We start from the raw sequence: 14,668 nt of genomic DNA on the forward strand, positions 1-14,668 counted from the left end.
CCCGTGCTACCCGCAAGAAGAGCACGAAGACCACGAGCCGCACGACCACAGGTCGGAAGACAACCAAGACCCAAGCCACACGTTAAAACTCAAGGACGCCTTACCCTCGTTCAACGCGGGTAAGGCGTCCTTCCCTGCATAAGGAGGGGCCTTTGAAGAGCGGGGTCAGCGCCAGCTGGGGAGCCAGAGTTCGGCCTGCCACTGGGCGGCGCTGATCGGGACCCCGTTCAGGATCGGCCACAGCCAGACGAAGTTGGCCACCACCAGTCCCGTGTAGATGGCCACCACCAGCAACCCCGTGCCCCGCCGCTCGGCCCCGGCACGGGCCCGGCCGAGGATGTCGCCGCAGGCCAAGACCAGGCCCAGCACCAGGAACGGCGCCATGGGCGTGACGTAGAAGAAGAACATCTGCCGGTCGATGTTGACGAACCACGGCAGCAGGCCGGCCATGTAGCCGACCATCACGGCGGCGTGGCGCCAGTCGAACTTGATGATGGCCCGCCACAGCGACCAGCCGATCATCGGGAAGGCCAGCCACCACATCGCCGGCGTGCCGACCAGCATCTGGGCGCTGACGCACTCCGAAGCGCCGCAGCCGGCGGCCAGCGGGCTGGGCGACTGCTCGATGTAGTAGAGCATCGGCCGCAGGCCCATGGGCCACGTCCACGGCTTCGACTCCCACGGATGGGTGCCGACCCCGGGCGCGCCGGTGATCAGGTTGGCGTGGAAGTGCAGCACGTTGCCTTCGTAGAAGAAGAACGACTGGAAGGCGTTGGGCAGCCAGCTGGAGACGGCGACCGTGTTGCCGGCGGCGTTCCGGTCGACGCCGGTCTCGCTGCCGAACCAGGCCCACCAGGACGCGAAGTACACGGCCACCGAGATCACGACGATGGCCCACAGCGCCGGCAGCACGTCACGCACGATCGCGCCGGCCCACGGCCGCTCGACCCCGGCCGCCCGCCGCGCGGTCGCGTCCCAGATCACCGACAGCAGGCCGAAAGCGACGATGTAGTAGATGCCGTTCCACTTGACGCCGCAGGCCAGCCCCAGCGAGATGCCACAGGCGAAGCGCCACCAGCGGAACCCGAGCCGCGGCCCGAACTCGGACGCGTTGACCCAGCCCTCGGACACCGCGACGGCCAGCCGACCCCGCACCACGTCCCGGTCGACCAGCAGGCAACCGAAGGCCACGACCACGAACAGCGCGCCGAAGATGTCCAGCATGCCCAGCCGCGACTGCACGTGGCTGACGCCGTCGCAGATCAGCAGCACGCCGGCCAGCGCGCCCAGCATGGTCGAGCGGGTCAGGCGCCGTCCGATCCGGACGATCAGGAAGATGCACAGCGTGCCGGCGATGGCCGAGGAGAACCGCCAGCCCCAGCCGTCGTAGCCGAACAGCCACTCGCCGACCGCGATCAGGTACTTGCCGACCGGCGGGTGCACCACCAGCTCGTAGCCGGGGTTGTCCTCGTAGCCGCCGTTGCGCAGCATCTGCCACGCCTGCGGCACGTAGTGCTTCTCGTCGAACACGGGCGTGCCGCGGTCGGTCGGCGACCCCAGGTCCCAGAACCGGATCAGGGCGCCGAGCAGCGTGACGCTGAGCGTGACCAGCCACCCGCGGACAGTGTCCGTCGGCCGCCAGACGGCGAGGCGTTCCAGTGGCCCGGCGGTGGACGGCTGCGTCGCCGGCGGCAGCTCGCCGACGTCCACCACGCCGTCGGGCTCGGGTTCGGTCCGCTCCACGATGGTCGTCACGGGGGTCGATCGTAGGGTGAGTGGCGTGAATACCGTATCGGGCACCGGCCGTCTGCTGTTGGCGGCGACGCCCCTGGGCAACCTCGGCGACGCCACCCAGCGTCTGGTGGATGCCCTGGCCACGGCCGATCTGGTGGCCGCGGAGGACACCCGCAAGCTGCGTTCGCTGGCCGCCGGCCTGGGGGTCAAGCCCGCCGGCAAGGTCGTCAGTTTCTACGACGCGGTGGAGACCGCCCGGCTGCCCGGGCTGGTCAAGGCGGTCGCTTCCGGACAAACGGTGTTGCTGGTGACCGACGCCGGCATGCCGAGCGTGTCCGACCCCGGCTACCGCCTGGTCGCCGCCTGCGTGGCCGAGGACCTGCCGATCACCTGCCTGCCCGGCCCGTCGGCGGTGGTCACCGCGCTGGCCCTGTCCGGGGTGCCGGTCGACCGGTTCTGCTTCGACGGCTTCCCGCCGCGCAAGCCGGGGGAGCGCCGCAAGTGGCTGGCCACGCTGGCCGCCGAGACCCGGGCCTGCGTCATCTTCGAATCACCGCATCGGGTGGCGGCGACGCTGGCCGACGCCGTCGAGGTGCTGGGCGCGGACCGCCGGGGCGCGGTCTGCCGCCAGCTCACCAAGTCCGACGAGCAGGTCCGGCGGGGCACCCTGGCCGAGCTGGCCGAGTGGGCCGCCGGCGGGGTCGGCGGCGAGGTCACGGTGGTGTTCGCCGGGGCCGAGCCGGTCGTCGTGGACGTCACCGACGTGGCCGACCTGGTGCCGGCGGTGCAGGAGCGGGTGGCCGCTGGACAACGCCTCAAGGATGTGGTTGCCGAGGTCGCGGCGGGTGCCGGCGTCAGCAAGAAGGCGCTGTACGACAGTGTGGTCGCGGCCAAGAAGTAATCAGTCGGGGCGTCCCCGTACCCTTACGCCCATGAGTGCCTCCGTGCTGACGGCGGTGGCCTGGCCCTACGCCAACGGCCCCCGTCACATCGGCCATGTCTCCGGTATCGGTGTCCCCTCCGACCTGTTCGCCCGCTACATGCGAATGTCCGGCCATGACGTGCTCATGGTCTCCGGCAGCGACGAGCACGGCACCCCGATCCTGGTCCAGGCCGACAAGGAGGGCCTGACGCCGCAGCAGACCGCGGACAAGTACCACCGTGTCGTCGCGGAGGACATGCGCGCCCTCGGCGTGACCTACGACCTCTACACGCGCACCACCACGCGCAACCACTACGACGTGGTGCAGCAGATCTTCCTGGCGCTCAACGACAACGGCTACATCCTGCCGAAGACCACGACCGGCGCGGTCAGCCCGTCCACCGGCCGCACCCTGCCCGACCGCTACATCGAGGGCACCTGCCCGATCTGCGGCTACGACGGCGCGCGCGGCGACCAGTGCGACAACTGCGGCAACCAGCTCGACGCCGCCGACCTGATCAACCCCAAGTCGCGGATCAACGGCGAGAAGCCCAAGTTCGTCGAGACCGAGCACCTGTTCCTGGACCTGCCGGCGTTCACCCGCACGCTGGGCGAGTGGCTGGGGTCCAAGACCGACTGGCGCCCCAACGTCGTCAACTTCACCAAGAACCTGGTCGACGACATGCGCCCGCGGGCCATCACCCGCGACCTGGACTGGGGCGTGCCGATCCCGCTGGACGGCTGGCGCGACCAGGGCCTCAAGCGGTTCTACGTGTGGTTCGACGCCGTCATCGGCTACTTCTCGGCCAGCGTGGAGTGGGCCCGGCGCAGCGGCGACCCGGACGCGTGGAAGCGTTTCTGGACCGACCCCGAGACGCCGATCGTGCACTTCATGGGCAAGGACAACATCACCTTCCACGCCCAGATCTGGCCCGCGCTGCTGATGGGGCACAACGGGGCCGGCGACAAGGGCGGCAAGCCCGGGCCGTACGGCACGCTCAACCTGCCCACGGAGATCGCCTCCAGCGAGTTCCTCACCATGAGCGGCTCCAAGTTCTCCACCTCGCGGGGCCGGGTCATCTACGTGCGGGACTTCCTGGCCGAGTTCGGCCCGGACGCGTTGCGCTACTTCATCTCCGCCGCCGGCCCCGAGACCCAGGACGTGGACTTCACCTGGGACGAGTTCGTCCGGCGGATCAACTTCGAGCTGGCCAACGAGTGGGGCAACCTGGTCAACCGCTCGGTCTCGATGGCGCACAAGAACGTCGGGGCCGTGCCGGCGCCGACCGCGCCCACCCAGGCCGACGAGGACCTGAAGACGCTGTCCAAGGCCGCCTTCGACACCGTGGGCGCCCACCTGCGGCACTCACGCTTCCGCGCCGGCATCGGCGAGGCGATGCGGGTGGTGTCGGCGGCCAACAAGTACCTGTCCGACCAGGAGCCGTGGAAGCTCAAGGACGACCCGGCCCGCCGCGACACGGTGCTGCACACCGCGTTGCAGGTGGTCAAGGACGCCAACACGCTGCTCACGCCGTTCCTGCCGCACTCCGCGCAGAAGATCCACGAGCTGCTGGGCGGCACCGGCCTGTGGGCCTCGCAGCCGGAGATGCGCGAGGTCACGGACCTGGACGACCCGTCGCGCGAGTACCCGGTGCTGACCGGTGACTACACGACCGAGCAGGCCAAGTGGGAGTCCACGCCGATCGAGGTCGGCGTGCCGCTGAGCAAGCCGACGCCGTTGTTCGCCAAGCTCGACCCGGAGCTGGGCGAGACCGGTCCGGAGTGGGCTCCGATCGAGAAGTGACACCACGCTGTGCCTAATTCACGTCGGGGCGAGCGGCCGCCGATGCCGGAGCGTCTTCCGGTGTCGGCGGTCGACGCCCACACTCATCTGGAAGCCTGTGGCGCCAAGGATTCCGCCGATGTCCGGTCCATGATGGACCGTGCCGAGGCGGCGGGCATCGGCCACGCGATCACCGTCGCCGATGACATGGCCGCCGCACGCTGGGCCGTCGAAGCGTCCACTTGGGACGATCGCGTTTTCGCCGCCGTCGCCCTGCATCCCACGCGTACCAAGGACTTCGGCGACGCCGAGCGGGACGAGTTGGCCGCGCTGGCCGCGCACCCGCGGGTGGTGGCGATCGGCGAGACCGGTTTGGACTACTACTGGGACTACGCCCCGCACGATGCCCAGCAGGACGCTTTCCGTTGGCACATCGAGCTTTCCAAGCGCCTGGGCAAGCCGCTGATGATCCACGACCGGGACGCGCACGAGGACGTGATGCGCATCCTGGACGAGGAGGGCGCCCCGGAGACCGTGGTGTTCCACAGCTTTTCCGGCGACGCGGATCTGGCGCGACGCTGCGTGGCCAATGGTTACGTGCTGTCGTTCTCGGGCACGGTCACGTTCCGCAACGCGAAACCGTTGCGGGACGCGGCAATGGTTGTCCCCCTACAACAGTTGCTTGTGGAGACCGACGCGCCTTTCCTGACGCCGCACCCGTTCCGGGGTCGTCCGAACGAGCCGTACTGCGCCGCGTACACGCTCCGTGAGCTCGCTGATCTACGGGGAGTGCACGTCGGTGAGTTGGCAACAATCGTCACCGCAACGGTGAACCGAGTCTTCGGCCTGGGCGTATGACGGTGTGTACGGAGAAAGAATCACCCTGTGGTGTGACTGGAGACACAACAACCCCGGGAATGTTTGCTCACACGCTCGACCTCCGTTACGGTCCCGTGATCGGTGGGTCGGACAGCGATGTCCAACCACCGGCCCGCAGTCAGGTCGGCGTTCGTCGGGGACAGCCGGGGCCCGCGAGGGACCAGCTGGACGGCGTTGACTACGGGACGACAGACAAGGCAAGTCGGAGCACGAGACCCGAGTGAAGCGAGGAGAAGTACCAGCGGCTGACGTCGGCTAGGCGAGACCAGCCGCGGAACTCTTCGCGGATCATCGGCTTTTCGGAGGTAACGACCCCGTGACTGGGACCGGTAGGCACCGTAGACCGCGCGCGTCCGAGGAAGCGCCGACTCAGGCGCAGAGCGCTCAGAGCTTCTGGGCACCCCACACCGGGGTGGCCGTGGCCGAGCGCCAGTCCTCAGGCTGGACCGCAGTGCGGCCGGACCTCGACTGGGACTGGGACTGGGAGGCCGAGCTCGAGTCCACCCGCCAGTTCGTGCCCGGCGGGGCGTACGTCTCCACCCAGGACGTGATGGACGTCCTCGGGCCGGACGCCCAGGACATCCTCAACTCCGTCAACATGGAGCTCGACCAGCTGCTCGAGCTGATGAACGCCAAGACCACGGTCTTGCCGATCATCCGTGACGACGCCGGTCCCCTCACCGAGGGCCTGGGCCAGTGCTGGGAAGAGCTCGAAGAGGGCCTCCAGGACGCCAACCTCGTCCCCGAGCCGCTGCGCAAGACGGTCGTCAAGACCGATCTCGAAGCCAAGTCGCCGTGGAAGCGCCGGTTCATCAAGGCCGCCGTCATGGCCACCCTGGTCAGCCTGGCCGGTGGCGGCGCCACCGCGCTGGCCATGGACAAGGCCGTCACCGTCGATGTCGACGGCCACGAGATGACCGTGCACACGTACTCCGGCACCGTCGGCGACGTGCTGGCCAAGCAGGGCCTGTCCGCCGGCGCGCACGACTCGTTGATGCCCTCGGCCAACTCCTCCATCGCCGACGGCGGCAAGATCGTCCTGCAGCGCGGCCGCACCATGACCGTGTCCGTGGACGGTGTGTCCAAGACCCAGTGGGTCAAGGCCCAGAACGTCGCCGACGCGCTGCGCGAGATGGGCGTCAAGACCGAGAACGCCAAGCTCTCGGTCGACCCGTCCAAGCAGATCCCGCTCAGCGGGATGTCGATGGACGTCAAGACGGCCAAGACCGTCACCATCAGCGACGGCGGCAACGCCCCCAAGCAGCTCACCACCTACGCGGTGACCATCCAGGAGCTGCTCAAGTCCCTGAACATCTCCCTGGGCGCGGACGACAACGTCGCTCCGGCCTCGGACACCAAGCTGGCCAGCGGCGCCCAGATCACCGTCAGCCGCAACGGCGTCACGGTGGTCCAGGAGAACCAGGACATCCAGCCGACGACGCAGATCGTCAACGACCCGACCCTCGACGAGGGCGTCACCCAGGTCATGGACCCGGGCGTGGTCGGCAAGCAGAACGTGACCTACCGGGTCACCATGCACAACGGCAAGCAGACCGACAAGCAGCAGATCGGCGTGCAGGTCATCACGCCGATGAAGCCGAAGGTCGTCAAGAACGGCACCAAGGCGCTGCCGGGCGACGAGATCTGGGACCGCATCGCGGTGTGCGAGTCCAGCAGCAACTGGCACGCCAACACCGGCAACGGCTACTACGGCGGGCTGCAGTTCAACAACCCGACCTGGCTGTCCAACGGTGGCGGGCAGTACGCCCCGCGGGCCGACCTGGCCACCCGTGAGCAGCAGATCGCCATCGCCAACCGCGTGCGGGCGGCCCGTGGCCTGCAGCCGTGGCAGTGCGCCGGCGAGCTCGGCCTGACCTGAGCCTAGAATCTCGCTTCGTGCCCGAACTGCTGGGACCCGTCGAGGTCCGCGCCCTTGCCCAGGAGTTGGACGTCCGTCCGACCAAGAAGCTGGGCCAGAACTTCGTGCACGACACCAACACCGTGCGGCGCATCGTCGCCGTCTCCGGTGTCACCGCCGATGACGTCGCCCTCGAGGTCGGTCCCGGCCTCGGGTCCTTGACCCTGGCGCTGCTGCCCGTGTGCCAGGCCGTCGTCGCCGTCGAGATCGATCCGGTGTTGGCCGCCCGGCTCCCCGCGACCGCCGCCGAGTTCGCCCCCGACTTCGCGTCCCGGCTCACCGTCGTCGGCGCCGATGCCATGCGGGTCACCGCCGACCAGCTCGGCGCCGCCCCCACGGCCTTGGTCGCCAACCTGCCGTACAACGTCTCCGTGCCGATCATCCTGCACCTGCTGGCCGAGCTGCCGTCCCTGCGGACCGGGCTCGTCATGGTCCAGTCCGAGGTCGCCGACCGCATGGCCGCCGGTCCCGGCAGTCGGGTCTACGGGGTTCCCAGCGTCAAGCTCGCTTGGTACGCCTCCGCCCGCCGCGCCGGTCCTGTGCCCCGCTCCGTCTTCTGGCCCGTGCCCAACGTCGACTCCGCCCTCGTCGCCTTCACCCGCCGCGAGGCCCCGTCCTCCGTGTCACGCGAGGCCCTCTTCACCCTCGTCGACGCCGCCTTCGCCCAGCGCCGCAAGACCCTCCGCGCCGCCCTCGCCGGCTGGGCCGGCTCCGCCGACCGCGCCGGCCAGCTCCTCACCGCCGCCGGCGTCGACCCCTCCCTGCGTGGCGAGCAACTCGGCATCGCCGACTTCGTCCGCGTAGCCGAAGCCGCCGCCGCGTAGTTTCCCCACGTCTGGGGCCAACACCCGCTCCCGCCGGCTTCTTTCCCGCCACCCCGTGACTTTCGCCTGGCCTATCGCCGCCACCCTGGGAACGATCTTGAAAACGGACGCCCTGTGGATAACTTGCCGGGTTGTGGATAACCCTGGGTGCCGGGGAACCTACCGTGAGATACGTCGCGAACCGAGCAATCATCGGGCATCGGTGTGACTTACCGAACGATCCGTGGTTCTTCCTGGGCATGGCTTGATTTTCCACATACCGGTCAGGTGTACTGCTACTTGCATCCATCCCGAGCGGCCGAGAGACCTGGATCGACGAAGCCGCAGCAACCACCCGACCCCGGGCAGGTGCTACCGCCAGGACCGATGGAGGACGTCATGGACCTCGCCCGAGTGTGCGCAGCTCTGCTGCTCACCCGCCGTCGAGTCGTCGATCAGTGCCGCCGCACCGCCACGGGCTGTCAGGCCGGCCGGTAACACCCTACCCGCCGCTGCTGTCGGTTCACCCTTAATCGCCCCGTCCGGTTAGGACGGTCCAAAAAGGACGGTCATACGCGCGCCATGAGCGCGCGTGGCCGCGCGTGCCGTGGAGCATAAAGTGATCACTGTCGACAATCTGGTCAAATCCTTCCCCAGTCGCAGCGGCGCGGTGCGCGCGCTGGACGGCGTCACCCTTGAGGTCCAGGCCGGCGCGGTGTGCGGCGTCGTGGGCCCGAGCGGCTCCGGCAAGTCGACCCTGGCCCGCTGCATCGCCCTGCTGGAGCGACCGGACAGCGGGGCGATCCGCGTCGACGGAACCGACCTCGTCACGCTGGACGGCAACCGGCTGCGCGCGGCGCGGCGGCAGATCGGTGTTGTGCCGCAAGGGGATTCCCTGCTGCGTCAGCGCACGGCGGCGGGCAATGTGGCGCTGCCGTTGGAAACCGCGGGTGTTGACGGCCCGACGCGGCGTCGTCGCGTGGGCGAACTGCTCGATCTGGTCGGCCTGACGGACAAGGCCGCGTCGTACCCGGACCAGCTCTCCGGCGGGCAGCGCCAACGCATCGCGGTCGCCCGCGCGCTGGCCGCGAACCCGGCGGTGCTGCTGGCCGATGAACCCACCTCGGCGCTGGACCCGGAGACCACCGGCTCCGTGCTCACCGTTCTCGACCGGGCCCGAGCGGAGCTCGGAGTCACGGTTGTTGTTGTCACACACGACATGGCGGTCGTCCGCCGGATCTGCGACGACGTGGCGCTGCTCGACGGCGGCCGGATCGTGGAGAACGGCAAACTGCTCGACCTTGTGTCCGATGTGGACAGTCGTACCGCCAACGCGCTGCTGCCCGCGCTCGACCAGACCGACGGCGTCGCCGGCAACCACGACCGCGTCGCGGACGTGGTGCTGGTGGGCTTCGCCGCGGTGGGCGCGCTGCTGCCGGAGGCGTCCAACCGGTTCGGCGTCGACCTCGCCGTGCTCGGCGGCGGACTGACCCGTCTCGGCGAGACCCCGGTGGCCCGGTTCCGGCTGGGCCTGACCGGCGAACGGGCCGACTCCGCGCTCGAGTGGATCTCCGAGGCCGGCGCCCTCGTTCGACGGACCCCGAAGGGTCCGCAGGGAGTCGCTGCGTGAGACCGACCACTCCGTGGTCCGATGTGTTCGACCTGCTCCACCCCGCGCTCGGCCAGACGCTGTACATGGTCGGCGTGGCGACGTTGTTCGCCACGGCGCTCGGGATCCCGCTGGGCGTGCTGCTGCACGTGTCGGCGCCGGACGGCCTCAGACCCGTCCCGCTGCTGCACCGGATCCTGGGCACCGTGGTGGACTTCGGCCGATCGCTGCCGTTCATCGTGCTCATCGTGCTGCTGCAACAGGTTGTCACCCGCCCGCTGATCGGCACCTCGATCGGCCCGACCGCGGCCATCGTGCCGCTGGCCATCGGGGCGGTGCCGTTCCTCGGCCGACTCGTCCAGTCCGCGCTGCGTGAGGTGGACGCGACCGTCGTGGAGGCGGCCGTCACCACCGGCGCCACCCGGACCCGCATCGTGCGATCCGTGCTGCTGGGCGAATCCGCCCCGGCGCTGGTGTCCGCGGTCGGCGTCACCGCCGTCACCCTCGTCGGCTTCTCCGCCATGGCCGGGGTCGTCGGCGGCGAAGGCCTGGGCGACCTCGCCATTCGCTACGGCTACCAGCGCTATGACGACCGGGTTCTCTGGGCCACGGTGCTCGTGCTGGGCGCCCTCGCCATGCTCATCCAACTGCTGTTCGACGTGTCCTCGCGGTTGATCGACCGCCGTCGCCGCGTCACTGCCTGACATTCGAGGAACCACAGTCCCATGAAGCTCCGTGTTGCGCTCCTTGCTGCCCTCGTGACGGCCACCGCGGCCGCCTGCGGGACGGGCGGCGGCGCGGCCGCCGACCCGAACGCCCCGCTGATCGTCGGCGTCAGCCCCACCCCGCACGGCCAGATCCTGCAGTTCGTCGCCGACAAGCTGGCGCCGGCCAAGGGCCTCAAGATCCAGGTCAAGGAGTTCACCGACTACGTCACGCCGAACACCTCGTTGGTCGACAAGTCGCTGGACGCCAACTACTTCCAGCACCAGCCCTACCTCGCCGACTTCGAGCAGAGCCACGGCGTGCAGCTGTCCTGGGTGACGGCCGTGCACCTGGAGCCGCTCGGGCTGTACTCGAAGAAGGCGCACAAGCCGGCCGACCTGCCCGACGGCGCCAAGATCGGTGTGCCCAACGACACCAGCAACGAGGCGCGGGCGCTCAAGCTGCTGGCCGACAACGGCCTGCTCAAGCTCAAGCCCGGCACCGAGACGACTGCCACGCCGCGCGACGTGGCCGACAATCCGAAGCACCTTCAGTTCGTCGAGCTGGAGGCGGCCCAGCTGCCGCGCAGCCTCGAGGACACCGACGCCTCGATCGTCAACGGCAACTACGCGCTGTCGGCCGGCCTGGACACGAAGACCGCGGTGCTGATCGAGAAGGCCCAGGGCAACCCGAACGCGAACGGTCTGGTCACGCGACCCGAACTCGCAGGTGACAAGCGCGTCAAGGAGCTGGCCGAGCTGCTCAACTCCCCGCAGGTCAAGGACTACATCGAGCAGACGTTCCACGGTTCGGTCCTGCCGGCGTTCTAGCCAGCACAGCAACAGCCCGTAGGCTGGACGGGTGCTAGCCGTCGTACCGACACCAGTGACCGTCCGGGCCCCGGCGAAGGTCAACCTGCATCTGTCCGTGGGTGACCTCCGTGCCGACGGCTACCACGACCTGACGACGCTGTTCCAGTCGTTGTCGCTGACCGACGAGGTCACCGTGGCCGTCTCCGACGAGTCCGGGCTCGAGGTGCGGGGCGAGGGCGCGGAGGACGTGCCCACCGACGCGTCCAACCTGGTCTGGAAGGCCGTGCGGGCGCTGGCCGCGCACGTCGGCCGGGACCCGGACGAGCCCAAGCTGCGGATCACCATCAACAAGGGCATCCCGGTGGCCGGCGGCATGGCCGGCGGCAGCGCCGACGCCGCCGCCACCCTGATCGCCCTGGCCCACCTGTGGCGGCTGGAGATGGGCCGGGACGAGCTGTCCACCGTCGCCGCCGAGGTCGGCAGCGACGTGCCCTTCGTGCTCCAGGGCGGCGTCGCCCTGGGCACCGGGCGGGGCGAGCAGCTCGTGCCCGTGCTGTCCCGGCACACCTATCACTGGGTGATCGCCCTCGACGCCGGCGGCCTGTCCACCCCCGACGTGTTCCGCGAGCTGGACCGCCTCCGCGCCGACGGCAACCCGCCTCGCGTCGGTGCCGTCGAGCCCGTGCTGGAGGCCCTGTCCTCCGGCGATCCCAACCAGGTGGCGCTGCTGCTCGGCAACGACCTCCAGGCCGCCGCCGTCTCGCTGCGCCCCGGCCTGCGCCGCACGCTCCGGGCCGGCGTCAACGCCGGGGCCCTGGCCGGCATCGTCTCCGGCTCGGGGCCCACCTGCGCCTTTCTCTGCTCCGACGGCGACGCCGCCGTGCGGGTCGCCGCCGAGCTCTCCGGCGCCGGTGTGTGCCGGACCGTGCGCGTGGCCCAGGGCCCGGTCGCCGGCGCCCGCGTGATCACCGGCGACGACGCCGCCCGTCAGACCCCGCCCGAGGTGCACGCCTAGAAACCGGCGCAGATCGCGCTGGCGAACGGCCCGGTGCCGGTGGCGGTCTTGGCCTCCTTGCCGTTCACGGTGACCTTGCAGCTGACCGTGCCGCCGTTCTCGTCGGTCATCACGCTCAGTGTGCCGCCGGCCAGCACACCCTTGGCCTGCACCTCCTTGCGCCACGGCAGCTGTGTGACCGACTCCTGGTTGGTCGCGGAGTTGCCGCCGCCGAACGAGCTGTAGGTCACGGTGGCGGTCTTGGCGTCGCCGGTCACCTCGTAGGTGATCGTGGAGACGGCGTTCTGCTGGTCGTTGACGGTGCTGACGGCGGCGGTGAAGACGACCGCGTACAGGATGCAGATCACCAGGCCGACGGCCGACAGCGCGGTGCCGGCGATGGCCAGGCCGCGGTTGGTCGCCTGGCCGTTGCTTGCTCGGATCACGCCGAGGATCGACAGCACCAGGCCGACGATCACCAGCGGCCACGCCACGATGCCGATGATCGGGATGAAGCTGAGAACGAGGCCGACGAGGCCCAGGACGAAGCCCGCGGTGCCCAGCCCGTTGCGGGGCGGCTGCCCCTGCGGCTGGATATCGGTGGCCGGCGGCGGAAAGTACGGAGCGGACATGGTGCTCACTTTCGGTCATCTCGCACTGGTGCCAGACGCATCACCGGGGCCCGGTTCGTCGTTACGTACCCTTTTCGCGTGGCGAACCTGGTCAACCTCGAGTCCGTGAGCAAGTCCTATGGCGTGAAACCGCTGCTCGACGCCGTGTCCCTAGGCGTGAACGAGGGTGATCGAATCGGGGTCGTTGGTCTGAACGGCGGCGGGAAGACCACCCTTTTGGAGGTACTGACCGGGTTGGAGCCCCCAGATGAGGGCAGGGTCAGCCAGGCCAGGGACCTGCGGATGGCGGTGGTGACGCAGCGCACGGAGCTGATCGGCGACACGGTGCGCTCCGCGGTGCTGGATCCGCACGGGTACACCTCGGAGCACGAGTGGGCCTCGGACGCCCGGGTGCGGTCGATCATGGACGGCCTCGGCATCACGGCGCTGGGGCTGGACTCGCTGGTGGGGACGATGTCGGGTGGCGAGCGGCGCCGGGTGTCGCTGGCGGCGGCGCTGATCCGCGACCTCGACCTGCTGGTGCTGGACGAGCCGACCAACCACCTGGACGTCGAGGGCGTGCGGTGGCTGGCCGAGCACCTGCTGGCCCGGCGCGGCGCGCTGGTGGTCGTGACCCACGACCGCTGGTTCCTGGACATCGTCTGCACGCGGACCTGGGAGGTCGTCGGCGGCGCGGTCGAGCAGTACGAGGGCGGCTACGCGGACTGGATCTTCGCCCGCGCCGAGCGGGCCCGGCTGGCCGACACGCTGGAGGAGAAGCGCCGCAACCTGGCCCGCAAGGAGCTGGCCTGGCTGCGCCGGGGGGCGCCGGCACGGACGTCCAAGCCCCGGTACCGGATCGAGAACGCCGAGGCGATCATCTCGGACGTGCCGGAGCCGCGGGACAAGGTCGAGCTGATGGCCTTCGCCAAGCGCCGGCTGGGCAAGACGGTGATCGAGCTGGAGAACGTGTCGTTCTCTCTCGGCGACCGCACGCTGCTCGACGACGTGACGTGGCGGATCGGGCCGGGGGACCGGATCGGCTTGGTGGGCGTGAACGGATCGGGCAAGACGTCGCTGCTGCGGCTGCTGGCGGGCGACCGTGAGGCGGACAGCGGCAAGCGGATCCAGGGGCAGACGGTCCGGCTGGCCCACCTGACCCAGGAGCTGATCGACCTGCCGGGCGAGCTGCGGGTGCTGGAGGCGGTCGAGGAGGTCGCCCGGCGGGTGGTGCTGGGCAAGGTGGAGCTGAGCGCGTCGCAGCTGGCGGAGAAGTTCGGCTTCACCAAGGTCAAGCAGTGGACGCCGGTGTCGGACCTGTCCGGTGGCGAGCGGCGGCGGCTGCAGCTGGCCCGGCTGTTGATGGCCGAGCCCAACGTGCTGCTGCTCGACGAGCCGACCAACGACCTGGACATCGACACGTTGCAGCAGCTGGAGGACCTGCTCGACTCGTGGCCGGGCACGATGGTCGTGGTCTCGCACGACCGATACCTGATCGAACGTGTCTGCGACCAGGTGGTGGCGCTGTTCGGCGAGGGCGGTATCAGCGACCTGACCGGCGGCATCGAGGAGTACCTGCGCCGCCGCGACCAGCAGTTGGCGGCCGCCGCGGCCACGCAGGCCGTCGCCGCCGCGCCGAAGGTGAGCGACGCCGCCGAGCAGCGGGCCGCCCGCAAGGAGCTGTCACGGCTGGAGCGGCGGCTGGACACGCTGACCAAGAAGGAGGGGGAGCTGCACACCAAGCTGGCCGAGGCGGCGACCGATCCGGACCGGTTGCTGTCGCTGGACGCCGAGCTGCGGGCCGTGCTGGCCGAGAAGGGCGAGGTCGAGGAGCAGTGGATGCTCGCGGCCGACGCCGCCGAGTGACCCTCCGATGCAGGGAAGGACGCCTTACCTGC

12 protein-coding genes and 1 riboswitch are annotated in these 14,668 nt (G+C 69.8%); of the genes, 10 read left to right on the forward strand and 2 right to left on the reverse strand.

The features are described from left to right. Nucleotides 1–165: 165 nt before the first annotated feature. The gene (locus tag AB0M73_RS22195; protein WP_363893469.1) at nt 166–1,695 is read right to left on the reverse strand and encodes a phospholipid carrier-dependent glycosyltransferase; all 1,530 of its coding nucleotides are present in this window, start codon (nt 1,693–1,695) and stop codon (nt 166–168) included. A 49-nt stretch (nt 1,696–1,744) separates the two neighbouring features. Between AB0M73_RS22195 and rsmI the strand changes: the two genes are divergently transcribed. The 9 genes from rsmI (at nt 1,745) to AB0M73_RS22240 (ending at nt 12,180) form a co-directional block, all read left to right on the forward strand. After that, the gene (gene rsmI / locus AB0M73_RS22200) at nt 1,745–2,635 is read left to right on the forward strand and encodes a 16S rRNA (cytidine(1402)-2'-O)-methyltransferase (protein WP_363893201.1); all 891 of its coding nucleotides are present in this window, start codon (nt 1,745–1,747) and stop codon (nt 2,633–2,635) included. Between the two features lie 31 nt (nt 2,636–2,666). Further along, a complete protein-coding gene (gene metG, locus AB0M73_RS22205) occupies nt 2,667–4,460 on the forward strand; it encodes a methionine--tRNA ligase (protein ID WP_363893203.1) in 1,794 nt (597 codons plus the stop codon). Nucleotides 4,461–4,502: 42 nt separating this feature from the next. Next, nucleotides 4,503–5,297 (forward strand): TatD family hydrolase, encoded by a 795-nt coding sequence (locus AB0M73_RS22210; protein WP_363893206.1) that lies wholly within the window; start codon nt 4,503–4,505, stop codon nt 5,295–5,297. A 439-nt stretch (nt 5,298–5,736) separates the two neighbouring features. After that, nucleotides 5,737–7,197 carry a ubiquitin-like domain-containing protein gene (locus tag AB0M73_RS22215; RefSeq protein ID WP_363893209.1) on the forward strand — a complete coding sequence of 487 codons (1,461 nt, stop codon included), beginning with the start codon at nt 5,737–5,739 and terminating at the stop codon, nt 7,195–7,197. 17 nt (nt 7,198–7,214) lie between these two features. Beyond that, nucleotides 7,215–8,060, forward strand: a complete 846-nt coding sequence (rsmA, locus tag AB0M73_RS22220) for a 16S rRNA (adenine(1518)-N(6)/adenine(1519)-N(6))-dimethyltransferase RsmA (protein WP_363893211.1) — start codon at nt 7,215–7,217, stop codon at nt 8,058–8,060. Nucleotides 8,061–8,342: 282 nt separating this feature from the next. Beyond that, nucleotides 8,343–8,433: riboswitch (SAM riboswitch) on the forward strand. A 225-nt stretch (nt 8,434–8,658) separates the two neighbouring features. Continuing rightward, on the forward strand, nt 8,659–9,669 hold the full coding sequence (locus tag AB0M73_RS22225; protein WP_363893215.1) for a methionine ABC transporter ATP-binding protein: 1,011 nt from the start codon (nt 8,659–8,661) through the stop codon (nt 9,667–9,669). After that, a complete protein-coding gene (locus tag AB0M73_RS22230; RefSeq protein WP_363893218.1) occupies nt 9,666–10,352 on the forward strand; it encodes a methionine ABC transporter permease in 687 nt (228 codons plus the stop codon). Before AB0M73_RS22225 ends, AB0M73_RS22230 begins: the two co-directional genes overlap by 4 nt. Before the next feature lie 21 nt (nt 10,353–10,373). Continuing rightward, complete coding sequence (locus AB0M73_RS22235; protein ID WP_363893221.1) at nt 10,374–11,183, forward strand: MetQ/NlpA family ABC transporter substrate-binding protein; 810 nt, start codon at nt 10,374–10,376, stop codon at nt 11,181–11,183. 31 nt (nt 11,184–11,214) lie between these two features. Then, the gene (locus AB0M73_RS22240) at nt 11,215–12,180 is read left to right on the forward strand and encodes a 4-(cytidine 5'-diphospho)-2-C-methyl-D-erythritol kinase (RefSeq protein ID WP_363893224.1); all 966 of its coding nucleotides are present in this window, start codon (nt 11,215–11,217) and stop codon (nt 12,178–12,180) included. On the opposite strand, the gene AB0M73_RS22245 is transcribed toward AB0M73_RS22240, so the two are convergent. After that, nucleotides 12,177–12,791, reverse strand: a complete 615-nt coding sequence (locus AB0M73_RS22245; RefSeq protein ID WP_363893227.1) for an MmpS family transport accessory protein — start codon at nt 12,789–12,791, stop codon at nt 12,177–12,179. The two genes, AB0M73_RS22240 and AB0M73_RS22245, sit on opposite strands and share 4 nt — an antisense overlap. A 78-nt stretch (nt 12,792–12,869) precedes the next feature. Between AB0M73_RS22245 and AB0M73_RS22250 the strand changes: the two genes are divergently transcribed. Next, on the forward strand, nt 12,870–14,636 hold the full coding sequence (locus AB0M73_RS22250) for an ABC-F family ATP-binding cassette domain-containing protein (RefSeq protein ID WP_363893230.1): 1,767 nt from the start codon (nt 12,870–12,872) through the stop codon (nt 14,634–14,636). Nucleotides 14,637–14,668: the final 32 nt, after the last annotated feature.

The organism is Kutzneria sp. NPDC051319, from assembly GCF_040682195.1.
GTDB lineage: Bacteria > Actinomycetota > Actinomycetes > Mycobacteriales > Pseudonocardiaceae > Kutzneria.